Here is a 16,805-nt window from a genome sequence, read left to right on the forward strand (position 1 = left end):
CCTTTTTTTATTGTTTAGATCAACCAGCGTTCTTTTTATCTTGTACTTCTGTACGGATAGCTTGTGCTAGGTTTTTCAATTCCTGCATGCCTTTACGAACTCTCGTACCGGCAGCCTGATTTCCTTTGTCGTAGAACTTTTCGAAGTCAGCTTCCAAGCTCATTACAAGATTTTTTACTTCACTGAATCTGCTCATAGTAAAAGTTTATTTTTTAGGTTGATGATAAGTTTATTGAGAACCAATATAGCCCAAATACTTTCTATTTCAACCCAGAGGCCATTTTTTTTGAGAATTTTTTTATTCTCCGAAAGAAAGAGCCAACTCAGAATTCTTGTAAATGCCGGAAGTCAGTTTGTCTTTCACCGCTGCGAAAGCTTTCACGGTCTCTTCCACATCTTCCAACGTGTGAACAGCAGTAGGAATTAATCTTAAGATAATCATACCCTTAGGTACCACCGGATAAATCACTACTGAACAGAAAATTCCAAAGTTTTCTCTCAAATCCATGGATAGGGCTGCCGCTTCACCGACGGTACCATTGAGAACTACCGGAGTCACCGGGGAATTGGATTTTCCAGTGCTGAATCCATTTTCGTGGAGCCCTTTTCTGAGCGCATGTACGATTTTCCAAAGATTGTCTTTCAACTGAGGCTGCGTACGGATCAGTTCCAGGCGCTTCAAAGCACCTTCTACCAGAAGCATGGGAAGTGATTTGGCGAAAATCTGAGAACGCATATTATACCTCAGGTATAATATCACGTCTGCATCTCCGGCGATAAAGGCACCGATAGACGCCATGGATTTAGCAAAAGTAGAGAAGTAAAGATCGATCTGATCCTGTACTCCCTGCTCTTGGCCAGCTCCTGCACCGGTTTCACCGAGTGTGCCAAACCCATGTGCATCGTCCACCAAAAGTCTAAAATCATATTTCTTCTTCAGCTCACAGATTTCTCTCAATTTACCTTGGTCACCGGTCATTCCAAACACGCCTTCGGTGATCACCAATATGCCTCCGCCGGTTTCAGCAGCAAGTTTGGTGGCTCTTTCCAGTTGCTTTTCGCAGCTTTCGATATCGTTGTGAGGGAAAACATATCTTTTGCCCAAGTGCATTCTCAAGGCATCGATGATACAGGCATGACATTCGGAATCATAGACCACAACATCTTTTCTGTCCAAAATGGCATCAATGACGGACATGATTCCCTGATAGCCATAGTTGAGCAAGTAGGATTTTTCTTTGCCAACGAATGCAGCCAATTCATCCTCCAATTGTTCATGAAGGTTGGTTTGGCCGGACATCATTCGTGCGCCCATAGGATAGGCTGCACCCCATTTTGCGGCAGCGTCTGCATCGGCCTTTCGGACTTCCGGATGGTTTGCCAAGCCCAAGTAATTGTTTAAGCTCCAGGTAAGAACTTCTTTACCTTTAAACTTCATTCTTGGAGCGATCTCGCCTTCTAATTTGGGAAATGACCAATAGCCGTCTGCAAACTCAGAGTGTTTGCCCAGCGGCCCCATGTTCGTTTTTAATTTTGCAAATAGATCCAAAGTAGTTTGAATTTAGTGTGTGTGGTACTGTGACTTTTCTGTAAAATCCGCCAAAAATAAGACTATTCTACCTTTGAAGCAAAAAACTGTTTTTATCAAAAAGCAGACTCCAAAAAGCTCAGAATATTTTCCTTATTTCGTCTCGGATCTTTAAGGTCTACCCAAAAAACTTTAGAAAAACATGGCAAAAATCAATAAACTTTTGGTCGCCAACCGTGGTGAAATCGCACTGAGAATCATGCGGACAGCCAAAGAAATGGGCATTTCCACTGTGGCGGTATATTCCGAAGCAGACAGACTTTCTCCCCACGTCAAGTTTGCAGATGAGGCGGTACTATTGGGGCCTCCTCCATCCAACCAGTCGTATTTGGTGGCAGATAAAATCATTCAAGCTTGTAAAGATCTTCAGGTGGATGCCATCCATCCGGGATATGGATTTCTCTCTGAAAATGCCGAGTTTGCCAAGAAGGTAACAGAGGCCGGTATCCTATTCGTAGGGCCTTCGCCCGAATCCATTGAAGTGATGGGGTCCAAATTGGCAGCCAAACAAGCCGTTGCCAAATACAATATTCCCTTGGTGCCGGGTACGGAGGAAGCTATTTCTGATATTGCTGCCGCTAAAGCTAAGGCCGCTGAAATAGGCTATCCCATTCTGATCAAAGCTTCTGCTGGAGGTGGCGGTAAGGGGATGCGTATCGTGGAATCGGAGGCGGAATTTGAAGAGCAAATGCAACGAGCAGTTTCTGAAGCGCAGTCGGCTTTTGGCGATGGAGCAGTGTTCATCGAAAAGTTCATCACCTCTCCGAGACATATTGAAATCCAGGTTTTGGGAGATCAGCATGGAAATACAGTTTATCTTTTTGAGCGGGAATGTTCTATTCAGCGCAGGCATCAAAAAGTGATCGAAGAAGCGCCTTCAGCTGTGGTTTCTGCTGAAATGAGAAAAGCCATGGGTGAGGCAGCGGTGGGTGTTGCCAAAGCGTGTGACTATTATGGAGCGGGCACGGTCGAGTTTATCGTGGATGATAAGCTTAATTTTTACTTTTTGGAAATGAATACCCGCCTTCAAGTGGAGCACCCGGTCACGGAGATGATCACGGGCAAGGACTTGGTAAGAGAGCAGATTTTGATAGCTGAAGGCCACTCTTTGTCTTTTACTCAGGAGGATTTGAAAATCCACGGGCATTCCGTAGAAATCCGCGTGTATGCAGAGGATCCAAAAAACAATTTTCTTCCCGATATCGGAAAATTAGTCACCTACAGAAGACCTCAAGGACCGGGCATTCGGGTGGACGATGGGTTTGAAGAGGGCATGGATATTCCGATCTACTACGATCCGATGATTGCCAAGCTGATTACACATGGAGCCAATCGTCAGGAGGCCATCGATAAAATGATCCGTGCCATCAACGATTACCGAATCACAGGGATTCAAACCACGCTGGATTTCTGTCGATTTGCTTTGCAGCATGAAGCTTTTGTATCAGGGCAATTTGACACCAAGTTTGTCGAACGATATTTCACACCGGACAAGCTGGAACCTGTATTTACCGAAGAAGAAAAAGAGATGTTGGCAGCGCTTGCTGTGGAATTTTATGAACGGGAGGAACACCGAATTCAACCCAAAGAGGCAATGAGAACACTTCCTTCGACCAACTGGAAAAACAGACTGATCTGATGGCAGAAATATTACCTCTAAAAGCCTGGCGATACAACGAAGAACTTGGCAAGAATCTGGAGGAGCTTACGGCTCCTCTTTTTGATGTGGTATCAGCCAAACAGCGTGAGTTGCTTTACCAAAATCCGCTGAACAGCATTCATTTATCAGTCCCTCAAGGAGAATTTCCTCATCAAAATGCCGCCAAACTTGTAGCAAAATGGAAGTCTGAAGGAATTATCGTGCAGGATCCTCTTCCGGGGATTTATGTGTACTATCAGTATTTCAGACTACCTGGCGAACATGAGGAACGCTGCAGAAAGGGATTTATCGCTCAGATCAAAGCATATGATTGGTCGGAGGAAGTCATTCTCCGCCATGAAAACACCATCGTGTCTGCAGTCAATGATCGGATAGATCTGCTAAAAGCGACGGAGATCCAAGTGAGTCCGACACATGGGCTTTATGAAGATGAAAGCCATGAGCTGGAAGCTCATATGGATGCAGCGATGGCCAGTCCTCTTTACGAGCTGGAAGATTATCAGGGTGTCAGAGAAGTGTTGGCAGTAATCCATGATGCGGCTGTTATTTCCAGGTTTTTGGAATTGCTCAAGGATAAAAAGGTGATTCTGGCCGATGGTCATCATCGCTTGGAAGGTGCCATCGAATACAGAAAGCAACAAAAGGGCAATCTCCCGAATGCGAAATGGAAAGGTTCAGATTACCATTTGATGTATCTGACCAATGTGCATGGTAATCATTTGACTATTCTCCCTACTCACCGACTATTTTATGGTTTGGATCTTTCAAAAAAGGAGTTTTTCGAAAAGCTGATGGAGTGGTTTGAAGTCAGGAACTTTGGCGACGCAGAAGAGCTTTCGACTTATTCTTTTCAACGAAAATGGTCCTTTGGTTTGGTTTGGGAAGACGAAGCCTTTGTGATCAAATTCAGACCTGAGAAATTCGATCAAGTCAGACCGGATTTGCCTGAGGTGCTCCGAAATCTGGATTTGGTGATTTTGCATCATATCCTTTTCGAAAAGATTCTTGGCTTGGATGAAGAAGCGCAGCGCAAGTCCGAACAGTTGGCATTTGAAAGAAATTTTTCCCGCTGTATCCGTGAGGTGAGAGGGGGAAAAGCTACATTCGCGATCATTACCCGGGAACTGGAAATGGATCAGATCATGGAGGTCTGCAAGTCAGGACAGGTGATGCCGCAGAAGTCTACGTATTTCTATCCCAAAGCCTTGGGTGGTTTGATTTTTGGAAGTATCAAGCAGGAAGAATTTGACTATGAGTATGGAGCCTTTTTTAAGTAAATTAGAAAATAAAAGAATCATCTTGGCGTCCAATTCCCCAAGAAGGCAAGAGTTACTGAGAGGCCTGGAAGTCAATTTTGAAGTCATTGTGCATCCTGTGGATGAAACTGTACCCCCTGAATTGCCGGCCGAATATGCTGCTGCGTACTTGTCCAAGCTAAAGGCGGACAGTTTTCCTCATGAGTTGAAAGAAAATGATATTTTGATCACCGCAGATACAGTTGTTATCGAAAATGGACATTTATTGGAAAAACCGCATTCGGAAAGGGAAGCATTTGATATGATCAAAAGTCTATCCGGTGCCACCCATACCGTGATGACAGCAGTGACAATTAAAGACCATAAAAAGCGGGTGACTTTGGAGGATGAAACCAAGGTTACTTTTCGATTTTTGGAAGAGGATGAGATCTGGCATTATATCCGAAGATATCGTCCATTTGACAAAGCGGGTTCGTATGGGATCCAAGAATGGATTGGATTTGTGGGAGTTAGTAGTATAGAAGGGTCCTATTTCACGGTGATGGGATTTCCTCAGCATTTGGTGTATCAGCAGTTGAAAAAATGGTGATAGAATAAAGTGGCTTTCCTTTTGAATCAAGGTAAAAACCTTTTAAATGCTTGATTGACCATGTATTACCTTGAAAGTGTCCTTCTACCCAAAGGGAATCCAAACACGTTTCCGTTTACCATCCCGGTTTTCAGGAATCTTGATCAACTGAGTTTTGAAAACCCAATAACGGTATTGGTTGGAGAAAATGGAAGTGGAAAATCCACGCTACTTAAAGCTTTGGCTTTGAAAATAAATCTCCCGGCTATCGGAAGTTTGGAGTTGGAACAAGACGATACTTTGACAGGATTCAGCGCTTTCAGTGAAGGAATGATCTCCAAATGGAGAAGCAAAGCTTACCGGGGATTTTTCTTCAGAGCGGAGGATTACTTTGGCTTTGTGAAAAGGCTGAAGAATCTCGATCAGGAGTTGAAAGGAGATATTGTGGATTTTGAAAAAAATCTAAGTGGCTATGGACTCAAAGTAGCGGTGGGTGCAATCCATGGTCAAAAAGATGCTATGCAACGGAAATATGGAGACCTCACCCAAGTATCCCACGGAGAGGGGTTTTTGAAAGTATTACAATCCCGAATTCAACCGGAAGGAATTTACCTGATCGACGAACCGGAAGCGGCGCTTTCTCCTCAGCGGCAACTTGCTTTGTTTTCCTTGATCAAAAATTTGGCTACGAATGAAGGTTGTCAATTCATCATCGCCACGCATTCACCTATTTTGATGTGCTTGCCCGATGCCATGATTTATCAGTTTGAGGATCAAGTCAGAAAAGTGGAGGTGGAAGACACGGAACATTTTACCATCATGAAAAGCTTTCTGAATAATCCGGAGGCTTTTCTGAGATTTCTCTGACTCAGTTTGAAGCCCTTAATAAATAGTTTTGATTAGGACTTACGGTCATTTTTTATCCAAGCAAGTTTCTGCCAATCGTAGGTACTACCAGGGAATGGTTGACTTCTTCCGGATTGGCTTTCAACCAGTCCAGCGGTTCCAACAATAGCTCATCTGAAAGATCAAATGTCCCGAAATGCATAGGGACGAAACTTTTTGCACCCATTTCGCGAAAAGCCTTAGCTGCATCCATGGGACTCACGTGTACTGGGTGCATAAACCATTCCGGCTTAAATGCACCAACACCCATCATGGCCAGATCAGGCGAACCAAGGGTTTCAGCAATCATTTTGAAGTGGGGTCCATATCCTGAATCTCCCATGAAATAAAAAGATCGATCTGTACTTTCGATAAAAAAACCACCCCAAAGTCTCTGATTGGTATCTGCCAAGCCTCTTCTTGACCAGTGCCGCGTAGGTACATAAGTGATCCGAAGGGAATCTTTGAGGTCATAAGATTGGAACCAGCCAGCCTCTTGGATGCTGTTTTTGGGTAGCCAAGGCTTCAAAAGGGATTGCATTTTAAGTCCAGTCAATACCTTGGCACGGGGTACCAGTTGACCCAGAAGCTTTAGGGTAGCCTCATCGCAATGATCACGGTGATCATGAGAGATCAAGATGTAGTCGATGTCTCGGATTTGCTCGGGATCAAATGGGAGAGAGGAAAATCGTTTGAGAACCCAATTATCCAACCAAACAGGATCTGTTAAAATGGTAACACCAGCCACTTTTATGAGATAACTTGCATGACCCAGCCAGATCAGTTGATCTTTTCCTGATGCATTAAAGTCAGACACCTGTTCGACTTCCAATCTCCTTGTGTCTTTTTTCTTTTCTTCAGCCTGTGGATTTTCTTTCAGTTTCCATTTGAGAACCGAATACAGACTGGATTGGAAAGGATAATGGAGGTTTTGAAAAGTGCCGTCACTTCTAACGGGAGTTCCTTTCCAGTCACTTGGCCTTTTTTCGTAGGGGAGTTTGGGATTGAAGGTGTGACTCAAGGTGATTTCTTCTTCTAAATTAAGGTGATACATCAAGGCGCCGACCGGCACCACGCCTGCCAGGCCCGTCAGAAATTTCCTTCTTTTCATAGCGGTTCAGTTCATGTCCATAACAGGACTTTTATTTTGAAAGTTTGACCCACCAAGAAAAAGGCGGTAAAAACCGCCTCCATTTCATTTAACCTTTTATCCTTTGGCCAGAGACCATAAAAGAGTCGGCTAAGGAACCGCTTACTTGGTCTTCGGATTCCGGCTTTAACGTCAAATAGAGATCATAACCTTCGGCAAAGAAGTAAAGCGTAATGCTCTTTTCCTGCTCGTTGATCTGGGAGATTTTGGTTTCTCTTCCTGTAGTGGCATCGACAAATTTGCCACTCAATTTTCCATCCACACGCTCAAGGGAAAGAACCACTTTAACGGTGCCGTTTGGAGTGTCTTTGACCTCCACGTCCCATTGACCTACAAAGAAGTCATCAGATTGGAGTGCTAAAGAATGAGCAGAAACTCCAAAAAGGAGCAAAAGGCAAATAAGGGTAATTTTTTTCATGGGTTTGAATTGTTGATTAGTATAGGTTGAAATTAGAAAAAAGGCTTTTGAGAAATAGTCTAGCCTATTTTTTTGACATTTGTCAAAGCTACTTTCCTATAAAGTTCTGAACCGCCATAAAGTAGGGCATTTGATAAAAATTGGAATCAAAATACACTTGAGCTCCGCATCCAAGATGGGTAAACAGAGGATTAAGGATGTTTTGTCGATGCCCTGGGGAATTCATCCATAACTGTACGACTTTCTGGGCAAAGGAATAGTAGGTATGGGGTGGGATGGACTCTTTTCTTGAGGTTTGGAGGTAGTTAAACTCTCCCGGGACAGTTGGTTTTCCTATTTTTTTACCTTCCTGGTATTGAATTCCGTGTAAGCTGATGATGTTTTCTCCAATGTATTTGGGATTGGTGCCTTGTCTGTTTAACCTGTCACGAAGAGTTCTTCTAAAACGGATGGGACTGGTGTGTGAGAAGAAGTTATGAGAAACCATGTCTTGAGCATGTCCATTTGCAGCAAGCTGTGATTCCTTCGAATGACGCAATGAAGGAAGTCCAGCCTTGATTCGTTCTTCATTTGTAAAGAAAAAAATTGCCGCTTGAAGCAATGAATAATCGACTTTTTTAAAGTCAATCGCTTGATGGAGGGATTGGCTTTTGAAAAAAGCAGCTGAAGTCAACTGGTAATGGTCTAAAGAAGAGTCCGGCTTAAGCTGCGCAAATGCAGCACTTGAAGTCAAAGCCAATAGTAAAAACAGTTTCCAATGCATCACCCAAAAAAGACGCTGCTTGAGAAGGAATATTTTTTAGAAATGAAAAATTCTTTTCTTCCATTCTTCAAAGTCTGTAGAGAGATTCACAAAAAGGGCTGGTCTTCAAGAAGAAGCCAGCCATTTGTTAATTTTCTTGTGGAATATCCAGCAAAACCCTGATCAGTTCTTTTGGAGTACAAGCTCCCCTTAGTTTTTCATCTTGAATCATCACTTGTAGGTTGTATTCCAATTCGAAAATCAAGCCATTGACAAAGATTGGATCCATGTGAAGTTGCTGGATGAAATGGTCGTTTTTTCTTTGACCAGCGAGAGAGATGCCGTAAGAGTGAAAGACTTCCACGGCTTTTTTTAATTGAGAGAAGTGTTGGTTCATGTTTTCAAACTTTAGGTGGCAATAATTTATACATCACAGGGGTAACAATTCTGGACAGCAAAGTAGAACTGATCAATCCACCAATTAGCACAATGGCAAGAGGCGAGATCAGCGGATTGGTACTCAATGCAACTGGAATCAATCCTCCAATTGCGGTAATTGTGGTCAAAACGATGGGAAGAAACCGAATTTCTCCTGCTTCACGGATAGCGATGTCCAAAGGTTTTCCCTCTTGTCTCAATTGGTTGGTAAAATCGACCAACAAAATTGAGGTCTTTACCTCAATTCCTGCCAACGCAATAAGACCGATAATCGCTACAAAAGAAAGGGAATTTCCTGTAATCCAGAGTGCTATCAATGCTCCTACCATTCCAAGGGGAATTACTGATAAAACGATAATGGTACTTTTGAAGGTTTTGAACAGCAAAATTAGAACGGCAATGAAAAGGAAGACTGTAACAATAATCACTGTATTGAAGCCGGCAAAAGATTCTTGTCGGGTTTCATATTCTCCCCCAATTTTGAAGGAGTAGCCTTCAGGTAACTGCACATTTTCCATTTTTTGGATCACTTCCTGTATCACTCGGTCTGTGAGGTAGTTTTGATCCACAAAAGCAGATACTGAAACCGTGCGCGTTTTATTGTAATGATCGATCGTTAGGGTACTGCTTTCCAATTGAAGTGTTGCAATCTGGGAAAGTGGAATTCCTGCCCCTTGCTGATTGGTGACATAAAGCCCTTCTAAATTCTCCAGAGAGGCTTTTTCTGATCGGGGAGACGTGAGCAAAATATCCCGCTCTGTTCCATTGGGATCGGTGAAAGAACCCAAGTTCAACCCTGCCAAAGCTAATCGAACTGTTCGGTCAACGTCTCCAATGTTCACTCCCAATTGGCGTGCTTTTTCTTTTTGAATGGCTACCCGAATGTCTGTTTTTAGATTGGAGACAGGATTGTTTATGTAAATCGTCCCGGGAGTTTCTTGAATCAGTTGCTCCACCTTAGAGGCTAGGCTTCTCAAGGTATCCAGATTTTCACCTGAAAGTCGAACCTCTACCGGTGCGGTCACTGGAGGTCCTTGCTCAAAGTTTTTTACCTCTACTTTAGCCCCTGCAAAACCCGAGAATTTATCCTTCAGACTTTCAATGATCTCCATTTTGCGGGGCGGAGCAGTCTTGGGAGCCAATTGAACAAAAATCTGAGCATAATCCGTCCGCTCATTTTCAGGAATCTCGTTGTAGTAGATTCTTGGGTTTCCTTTTCCCACATTGGTAGCAAAATTCATCAGTTCGGGAATTTGGCTCAATTCAGCTTCCACTTTTTGGGTTACCTCATTGGTCGTATTTAGGCTAGATTGAAGGGGAGTGGTAATATTGACAAGGAACTGTGGCTTTTCCGATGAAGGAAAAAGACTAAACCCAATTACCGGGAAAAGACCCAATGACAAGAAGAAGATTACACCCGCTATCAGTAAAGTTTGTACAGGCCTTTGGAGTGCCTTCTCCAGCATAGGTGCATAGCTGAGGTGTATTCCTCTTTGAAACAGGTCAAAAATCTTATTCGAATGATCGGCTCCTTTGTCCTTGAGCATCCAAGTGGAAAGAAAGGGAATGATAGTCAATGAAACCAGCATGGAGGCCAACACGCTCATGATGACTGCCATAGGTAGGCTTCGGACAAAATCTCCTGATCCTTCCGGAAGGAATACCAAAGGCAAGAAGGCAATGATTAACGTGACGGTACATCCCACCACCGAAAGGGAGATTTGCTTGGTGGCTTTTAGTGCGGCTTCTTTTTTGGAAAATCCTTCCCGAATCCAGCGCTCGATGTTTTCGACCACGACAATGCTGTCGTCTACTAAAAGACCCAAGGCAACGACCAAACCGACAATACTGAGCTGATTAAGCCCATAGCCCAATGCATTGAGTAGTACCAAACCAATCGCAAGAGAAAGGGGAATCGAGATCATAACGATGATGGAGGCACGATTTCCCAATGGCAAAAGGGTGATGAACACCAGGGCAATCGCAATCAAAAAATCAGTTCCCAAACCGCTGAGCCGTTGATTGACATAGTTGGCCTGATCAAAGGCAGTGATCAGATCGATGTTATCGGGCAATTCGGATTTGACTTTCTCGATGGCTTGGAGATACTTTTCCTGAACAGCAGAAATGTTGTTTCCCTCTTTCAGGGCTGCTGTCACGAAGATCGACCGATAGCCATTTAGACGAGTGATGTGCTGGGTTTCCTCAAAGTCATACCTGACCTCGGCTACGTCCTTAAGTTGGATGGTTTTTCCCTGAAAGGAAAAGACAATTGTTTCTCCGATTTCTTCAGCTGACCCATAATTTCCGCTGGTTTTGACATTGAAGTTTTTGCTTCCAGCCTCCACTTGCCCCCCGGGAATGTTACTCAGTTCACTTTGGATGCTTCCGATGATTGCATTCAGTGGAATATTCATCTCGGCAATCTTATCCAGCTTCAAGTCTATTCGGACGATTTGCTGCGGTAGTCCAAAGAGACTGACTTTTTTCAGTTCAGTAATTTTTTCCAGTTCATCCTGCAAGCGCTCGCCAAACTTTTTCAGATTATCTCGTGAGGCATTTTCACTGATTAGGGCGATCTGCAGAATATTCACATCAGAGGGCCTGACCTTGTTGATTTTGATTGAAAAAATATCCTCCGGTAGATCCGGCCTAAGTGTATTGACCTCTCTGAGCAACTCCTGATATTTTTCATTGACGTCCTCGTTGTAGTTGTATTCTACAAAGAGAACTGCGACTCCATCTTTGATTTCGGTTTTGACCCGCTTGATGTTTTCCAGCCCATAAATTACTTCTTCCAAAGGATCTACCACCAGCTCTTCCATATCCTCGGGGCTTGCGCCGGGATAGATTACAATCACAGGGAACTGTGGTGCCTCGATCACCGGATCTTCACTTCTGGGCATATTAAAAAAAGTCGTCAGCCCCACCGCTACAGTCATTAAAAAAATGACCAGCGTGAATTGGTAGTTTTTGACTGCAAATTCAGAAATCTTCATCAGTCTGTGATTTGAATAGTGGAACCATCTGTCAGGTAGGCACTGCCCGCCACGATTAACGTAGTGTGATTTTCCAGTCCTGATAAGACTTGTACTGAATGAGGGGAAATTTTTCCCAAGACTACTTTGACTTTTTTCGCCTGCTTGCCATCATCGGTGACGAAGACAAAACCCTCTGATCCTTGGGCATCCAAAATGGCTTCGTAAGGAATCTGCCATCCCTGAGTGGTCCGAGCCGGTTGAATCAGAGCTTTGCCAAACATCCCAGAGGCAAGATTAAGGTTTTTGGTATCCTCAGGTGCCACTTCCACCCAATAGGCTCCGGTTACCTGATCAGCAGCCTGACTTTTCCGGATGACTTTTCCCGGAATGCTGTCTGAAGAATTGGATGCGAATATCACTGCCTGATCTCCTGGGGAGATCAAGCTCCAGTTTTGATCATTCACTGTAGCTTGGAGCACCCAGTTCCCTTGGTTTGCCCCATTGATCTGAATGATGGGGGCACCTGAAGAAACTTGTTGCCCAGGGTTGACGAATTTCCTAAGGACAAATCCATTTTGAGTTGCGCGGATTTGGGCATAAGAAAGGTTAAATTCGACAGTTTTGAGCTGTTGCTCGGCAATATCTAAAGCCGTTTTGCTGTTTTGGAATTGTTCCAGCGTAGCCACACTGTCTTGGTACAATCTGCCGACCCTTTCATAGTCTCGCTTGGCTTTTTCAAATGCCAGCTTAGATTGATTCAATCCTGCCTGAACTTCGGTCAGATCCAGAGTGGCCAAGATTTGTCCTTTTTTGACAGGATCACCTTCTTGTACATAGATTTTGGAAACGATTCCTCCCACCTTAAAGGATAGCAGTGTTTCATCTTTGGTGGAAAAATTTCCACTTGCAGAAATGGAAGAGATAAAGCTACCTGCCTTTATTCCGATTACTTTTACTGGGATGGCAGCTCCTTTGGAGGAAATTTGCGGAGCAGTTTCGGATTTGCCACAGGCGAAAAGAAAAGCCGAGACCAATAGTGAAAATGAAAGAGATAAGTATTTCATGTTGATTTGATTTTATGCAGACACATAGAATGCCTCAGAGAAATAGTTTTAGGAAAAGAGGCTATCTTCCCTATCAATTCTGACTTAGTAGTTTTCTAAAATGAGTTGGCGTTCGAGTTGGGCAAGGGACTTGAGCAAGTCATAGGACTTGATGGTTTTTTGTAAGGAAGCCTGGGTCAGTTGATTCCGGGCGTCGATGAATTCTATGAGAGAATTTGCACCCTCCTTAAATCCGCGGTCAATGAGCCGGAAATAGGCTGCAGAAGATTCTAGTTTTTTCTCTGCTGAGCGAAGGGCTGCTTGGTTGGTTTTGACTTCGTTTTTGGTGATCTGGAGGTCAAGATTTAGCTTATCACTAAGGAGGTCTTTTTGGTTTTGGATGGATTGCAATCCCAACTCACTTCTGGAAATCTGATTTCGGTTTCTTCCTCCCTGGAAAACCGGGATGTTGAGGTTGACCCCCCATAGGAGATACCTTGAATTTTGGTCAAATGCCCAATCAAAACTTTGGGAACCCATGTCTGCATAAGTGTTCATTTTGGGTACCCAATAATTTCTCCCTGCTTTGAGTGCAGTCTCCTGAATACTTTCCGCGGTTTGAATTTGCATCAGTTCTGGTCTGGAACTGAGATCATCCTCTTCCATCAAGATGGAAAGTTCTGCCAAGTTGGCCTTCTGTTCCTCAAAAATCACTTCAGAATCTATCGGTCGGTTGAGTAGAAAATTGACGTAATGAGCAGCATTTCTCTTTCTGCTTTCTGCCTCAATCAATAGCGCATTGATATTTTCAACTTCACTTTCTGCCCGCAATACAGCAGAGGGAAGCCCTTTTCCATTGGCCAACAGAGATTGGTTGTCCTTTAGGTTTTGCTCGACCAGTCCCTTGCTGCTTTGGATGACTTCTATTGCTGTGAAGGCCGTGCAATAATTGTAATAGGCCAATTTGATGTCTTGAATAAGATTAGCCCGGTAGATTTTGAGCTCGTATTCTGATAGCAACACCTGCTTTTCACGAATCTGCTTTTGGTATTTCAGATCGGTATTGACTATCGGCATGGAAGCCCGGAATCGTGCATCGTAAAAATTGTCCGGGAGAAGTTGCTCAGACACATTTTCCAGTTGGGGAAAGGAATTGGTTCCGGTCAGCTGGTTTAGTGTGGAATATACCGGGTTGAGCAGGTCTCCAATTGGGAAGTCAATCGTACGGCCTCCTCGTGCCAAGGTGTAGCTCGCGCCGAAATCAAGGGCAGGAAGGAAATAGCTTTTGGCGTCTTTCAAGGCCAGCAAGCTTCGCTCCAGTTCAATGTTTTTTTCACGAAGAACTAGGTTGTTTTCAATTCCTTCCTGGATGTATTGCATCAATACGGTTTGGGAATGTGCTTTAGGAAAAAGACTGAATATCAACTGAACCAAAAAAAGAAGAATGCCTTTTTTCATTTTATTAGCCGATGTTAAAATTTTAAACACTGTTTAATAATTAGTTAAATTTTTTTAAAGTCGATCCAGGATTTTGAAAAACTCTTCCAATCCATCTACCACAATTTTGTCCTGCCGGATGGGAAGTACCACCTCGCAGCGCTTGCGTATGCTGAGGGAAACCATTCCGTGAACCGTGGACCAGATGAGGTACGATAGTGCTTCGCTGTCATGTCCAGAGAAATGTCCTTCTCTGATACAGTCATCGATAGTGGACCGTAAATAATTGAATGTTCCACCGCCTTCTTTCCACTGATCGTGCTCGGAGTTGAAAACGTGATCAATGGGCGCTTCCTTGATAAACATAAGATCATACATATCAGGGTTTTCTAAGGCAAATTCTACATAAATACTTCCCATTGCCTTAAGTCGTTCCATTGGATTTCGGACTGAGGTCAGGACTTTCATTCGCTCCATCAACTGCAAAAATCCTCCCTGATGCAAGGCATGAAAGATCTCGTTTTTATCTCTGAAATAGTGATAAATAATGCCGGGGCTGTATTCGATCCGGTCGGCGATGTTTCGTATGGAGGTTTTTTCAAATCCTTTTTCGAGAAAAAGTGCCTTTGCCGCTACCAGAATTCTATCACGAAGTTCTTCTCGTTCTCGTTCTTTTCGATCTGAAATTCCCATAATTGATTTTTAAACGGTCAAAAGTAATTAAACAGTGTTTAAAAAGTCTAATTATTTTCAAAATTATTTTCTGGAGTCGGAATCTTTCATCTGCTCGCTGTCCCAAGCGTGGTCATTAAGTGAAAATTTCCTGCTCAGTTCTCCGGAGAGAAGGGATTCTTGCATTTCAATCTGCTTCCTAACCTTGGAAATGTACTCTTTACGGTTGTTTTTAAATTGGACCAATACCTTCAGGGCTTCCTCATCGTAATCCCTGAATTGTTTTCCGAGACGATGTACGGTATGAGCACGGAATCCCAATTTTCTCAGGGCGTCTTCACCCATTCGAATAGAGGTGTCAAGGTGTTCGCGATAAATATTTTCAACACCTACATCCATGAGCTCATAAGCATCAAATCGGTTTCTGGCTCGGATCATTACTTCCAAATGTGGAAAATGTTCTCTGCATAGTTTGACGATTTTGATACTATGCTCGGTGCTGTCTATTGCGGAAATCAGAATTTTGGCGTGATCTGCTCCTGCTGCATGAAGTAAATCCAGCCTTGTTCCATCTCCAAAGTAAACTTTGAATCCCATCTGTCTCAAAAAATCTACCTGATCGGGGTCAGAATCCATGATGGTCGCTTCGATTCCATTTGCTCGTAGAAATCTTCCAACGGTAGATCCGAAATTTCCAAAGCCAAGAAGAATGACCTGATTTTTTTCGTTGACGACATCAGAGTCACCTGACTTTTTATTTTCCTTCATGCCTTCCTTCTGAATAATGGTTTTGTCCAAAATCAACATCAACACAGGGCTCAATCCCATGCTGAGTGCAGTGACTGCCATTAAGGTGTCAGCTCCAGACCGATCCAAAATCATGAGCTGAAAGGCAAAAGAGTAGGTTACAAAAGAGAATTCACTGGCTTGGGCAAGGCCAAAAGCGAAATTCAGATTTTCCGGCATACTGAGTTTCCGGTATTTCCCTATTCCCAAGAGGACCAAGGCTTTGACCAACATGACACCAAGGGTAAGCCCGAAAATTTTTATGGGTTCAGAAAAGATGAGAGAGAAATTTATTGTTGAACCTACAGCAATGAAAAACAGGCCTAACAAGATGCCTTTGAAGGGATCAAGATCACTTTCCAAGGCATGTTTATAGGGAGAGTTGGCCAAAACAACTCCCGCCAAGAAAGCGCCCAAAGCCGGACTCAATCCGACCAAAATCATCAAATACGCGATGCCTACCACGATTAATAAGGCTGTGGCAACGAATAATTCTCTGAGGTGGGTTTTTACTACCAACTTCAAAAGAGGACCAAATCCATATTTGCCCATCAAAATGACCAGTCCTATGGATGCGAATATGGCAAAGGTCTGTATCCAACCGGGATACTCATCAAAGAATCCACCATGTTCATTTCTTTCAAGCATTTCGGGTGCATTGACTGCCAAAAGAGGCAGAATCGCCAATATTGGGATCACTGCAATGTCCTGAAGTAAAAGAACTCCAAAGGACATTTTGCCCTCCACACTGTCCATCTGGTTTTTTTCTTTCAGGGATTGAAGCACAATGGCTGTAGAAGAAAGCGATATGGAAAGGGCAGCAGTCAGGGAAATATTCCAAGAAACGCCCAATCCCAAGCCAATGAGGAAAAAAGCCAATGAGGTCAATAACACCTGCGCGAGACCCACCTTCAGGATCAGATCCCGCATACGCCATAGGTTTTTGGGCTCCAGTTCCAAGCCAATCAAAAACAGCATCATCACCACTCCAAACTCGGTTCCGTGCATGATGTCCTGTCCTTCGGTCTCGTTGGAAATGAATTTCAAAACATAAGGTCCTATCAGAATTCCGGCAAACAAGTACCCCAATACGGAGCTCATTCCCAGTTTTTTAGCAATTGAAACACAAATTATTGCTGCAAGGATATAAATGATAGCTTGGGAAAAAAATCCTTCCATAA

General features: G+C 43.5%; 15 protein-coding genes. 4 read left to right on the forward strand and 11 right to left on the reverse strand.

Annotation, left to right across the window (positions count from 1 at the left end; genetic code table 11):
- Nucleotides 1–19: 19 nt before the first annotated feature.
- Nucleotides 20–196 (reverse strand): histone H1, encoded by a 177-nt coding sequence (locus DDT91_RS13380; protein WP_187176700.1) that lies wholly within the window; start codon nt 194–196, stop codon nt 20–22.
- Between the two features lie 102 nt (nt 197–298).
- Entirely contained in the window at nt 299–1,549 is a 1,251-nt protein-coding gene (locus DDT91_RS13385) for an aminotransferase class I/II-fold pyridoxal phosphate-dependent enzyme (RefSeq protein WP_187176701.1), read from the reverse strand.
- A 181-nt stretch (nt 1,550–1,730) separates the two neighbouring features.
- On the opposite strand from DDT91_RS13385, the gene DDT91_RS13390 reads away from it, so the two are divergent.
- Genes DDT91_RS13390 through DDT91_RS13405 form a run of 4 tightly spaced genes read left to right on the forward strand, consistent with a single transcriptional unit; the run spans nt 1,731 to nt 5,939 of the window.
- Nucleotides 1,731–3,227 carry an acetyl/propionyl/methylcrotonyl-CoA carboxylase subunit alpha gene (locus DDT91_RS13390; protein ID WP_187176702.1) on the forward strand — a complete coding sequence of 499 codons (1,497 nt, stop codon included), beginning with the start codon at nt 1,731–1,733 and terminating at the stop codon, nt 3,225–3,227.
- Nucleotides 3,227–4,525, forward strand: coding sequence for a DUF1015 domain-containing protein (locus DDT91_RS13395; RefSeq protein WP_187176703.1), 1,299 nt, complete (start codon nt 3,227–3,229; stop codon nt 4,523–4,525). Before DDT91_RS13390 ends, DDT91_RS13395 begins: the two co-directional genes overlap by 1 nt.
- Complete coding sequence (locus tag DDT91_RS13400; RefSeq protein WP_187176704.1) at nt 4,506–5,093, forward strand: Maf family nucleotide pyrophosphatase; 588 nt, start codon at nt 4,506–4,508, stop codon at nt 5,091–5,093. The genes DDT91_RS13395 and DDT91_RS13400 overlap by 20 nt, the downstream gene beginning before the upstream one ends.
- 60 nt (nt 5,094–5,153) lie before the next feature.
- Nucleotides 5,154–5,939, forward strand: coding sequence for an AAA family ATPase (locus tag DDT91_RS13405; RefSeq protein WP_187176705.1), 786 nt, complete (start codon nt 5,154–5,156; stop codon nt 5,937–5,939).
- A gap of 52 nt (nt 5,940–5,991) precedes the next feature.
- Here the strand turns inward: DDT91_RS13405 and DDT91_RS13410 are convergent, their stop codons facing one another.
- The 9 genes from DDT91_RS13410 to DDT91_RS13450 all read right to left on the reverse strand — a co-directional run bounded on the left by DDT91_RS13410 (nt 5,992) and on the right by DDT91_RS13450 (nt 16,803).
- A complete protein-coding gene (locus DDT91_RS13410) occupies nt 5,992–7,068 on the reverse strand; it encodes an MBL fold metallo-hydrolase (protein ID WP_255502113.1) in 1,077 nt (358 codons plus the stop codon).
- An 88-nt stretch (nt 7,069–7,156) separates the two neighbouring features.
- Nucleotides 7,157–7,525 carry a hypothetical protein gene (locus DDT91_RS13415; protein ID WP_187176706.1) on the reverse strand — a complete coding sequence of 123 codons (369 nt, stop codon included), beginning with the start codon at nt 7,523–7,525 and terminating at the stop codon, nt 7,157–7,159.
- An 88-nt stretch (nt 7,526–7,613) separates the two neighbouring features.
- Nucleotides 7,614–8,288 (reverse strand): CAP domain-containing protein, encoded by a 675-nt coding sequence (locus tag DDT91_RS13420; protein WP_187176707.1) that lies wholly within the window; start codon nt 8,286–8,288, stop codon nt 7,614–7,616.
- A gap of 127 nt (nt 8,289–8,415) precedes the next feature.
- A complete protein-coding gene (locus DDT91_RS13425; RefSeq protein ID WP_187176708.1) occupies nt 8,416–8,664 on the reverse strand; it encodes an acyl carrier protein in 249 nt (82 codons plus the stop codon).
- Nucleotides 8,665–8,668: 4 nt separating this feature from the next.
- Nucleotides 8,669–11,704 (reverse strand): efflux RND transporter permease subunit, encoded by a 3,036-nt coding sequence (locus DDT91_RS13430; RefSeq protein WP_187176709.1) that lies wholly within the window; start codon nt 11,702–11,704, stop codon nt 8,669–8,671.
- Entirely contained in the window at nt 11,704–12,750 is a 1,047-nt protein-coding gene (locus tag DDT91_RS13435) for an efflux RND transporter periplasmic adaptor subunit (RefSeq protein WP_187176710.1), read from the reverse strand. The genes DDT91_RS13430 and DDT91_RS13435 overlap by 1 nt, the downstream gene beginning before the upstream one ends.
- Nucleotides 12,751–12,834: 84 nt before the next feature.
- Nucleotides 12,835–14,187 (reverse strand): TolC family protein, encoded by a 1,353-nt coding sequence (locus tag DDT91_RS13440; RefSeq protein ID WP_187176711.1) that lies wholly within the window; start codon nt 14,185–14,187, stop codon nt 12,835–12,837.
- Nucleotides 14,188–14,241: 54 nt separating this feature from the next.
- Nucleotides 14,242–14,859 carry a TetR/AcrR family transcriptional regulator gene (locus tag DDT91_RS13445; RefSeq protein ID WP_187176712.1) on the reverse strand — a complete coding sequence of 206 codons (618 nt, stop codon included), beginning with the start codon at nt 14,857–14,859 and terminating at the stop codon, nt 14,242–14,244.
- A gap of 63 nt (nt 14,860–14,922) precedes the next feature.
- The gene (locus DDT91_RS13450; protein ID WP_187176713.1) at nt 14,923–16,803 is read right to left on the reverse strand and encodes a monovalent cation:proton antiporter-2 (CPA2) family protein; all 1,881 of its coding nucleotides are present in this window, start codon (nt 16,801–16,803) and stop codon (nt 14,923–14,925) included.
- Between the last annotated feature and the right edge of the window lie 2 nt (nt 16,804–16,805).

This window comes from Algoriphagus sp. AK58 (assembly GCF_014324365.1).
Taxonomy (GTDB): domain Bacteria; phylum Bacteroidota; class Bacteroidia; order Cytophagales; family Cyclobacteriaceae; genus Algoriphagus.

Excerpts from the sequence above, each read along its gene's own strand:
- DDT91_RS13415 (WP_187176706.1), bottom strand. The coding sequence starts at position 7,525 with ATGAAAAAAATTACCCTTATTTGCCTTTTGCTCCTTTTTGGAGTTTCT.
- DDT91_RS13390 (WP_187176702.1), top strand. The coding sequence starts at position 1,731 with ATGGCAAAAATCAATAAACTTTTGGTCGCCAACCGTGGTGAAATCGCA.
- DDT91_RS13445 (WP_187176712.1), bottom strand. The coding sequence starts at position 14,859 with ATGGGAATTTCAGATCGAAAAGAACGAGAACGAGAAGAACTTCGTGAT.
- DDT91_RS13435 (WP_187176710.1), bottom strand. The coding sequence starts at position 12,750 with ATGAAATACTTATCTCTTTCATTTTCACTATTGGTCTCGGCTTTTCTT.
- DDT91_RS13450 (WP_187176713.1), bottom strand. The coding sequence starts at position 16,803 with ATGGAAGGATTTTTTTCCCAAGCTATCATTTATATCCTTGCAGCAATA.
- DDT91_RS13410 (WP_255502113.1), bottom strand. The coding sequence starts at position 7,068 with ATGAAAAGAAGGAAATTTCTGACGGGCCTGGCAGGCGTGGTGCCGGTC.
- DDT91_RS13420 (WP_187176707.1), bottom strand. The coding sequence starts at position 8,288 with ATGCATTGGAAACTGTTTTTACTATTGGCTTTGACTTCAAGTGCTGCA.
- DDT91_RS13405 (WP_187176705.1), top strand. The coding sequence starts at position 5,154 with ATGTATTACCTTGAAAGTGTCCTTCTACCCAAAGGGAATCCAAACACG.
- DDT91_RS13440 (WP_187176711.1), bottom strand. The coding sequence starts at position 14,187 with ATGAAAAAAGGCATTCTTCTTTTTTTGGTTCAGTTGATATTCAGTCTT.
- DDT91_RS13430 (WP_187176709.1), bottom strand. The coding sequence starts at position 11,704 with ATGAAGATTTCTGAATTTGCAGTCAAAAACTACCAATTCACGCTGGTC.
- DDT91_RS13380 (WP_187176700.1), bottom strand. The coding sequence starts at position 196 with ATGAGCAGATTCAGTGAAGTAAAAAATCTTGTAATGAGCTTGGAAGCT.
- DDT91_RS13395 (WP_187176703.1), top strand. The coding sequence starts at position 3,227 with ATGGCAGAAATATTACCTCTAAAAGCCTGGCGATACAACGAAGAACTT.
- DDT91_RS13425 (WP_187176708.1), bottom strand. The coding sequence starts at position 8,664 with ATGAACCAACACTTCTCTCAATTAAAAAAAGCCGTGGAAGTCTTTCAC.
- DDT91_RS13400 (WP_187176704.1), top strand. The coding sequence starts at position 4,506 with ATGGAGCCTTTTTTAAGTAAATTAGAAAATAAAAGAATCATCTTGGCG.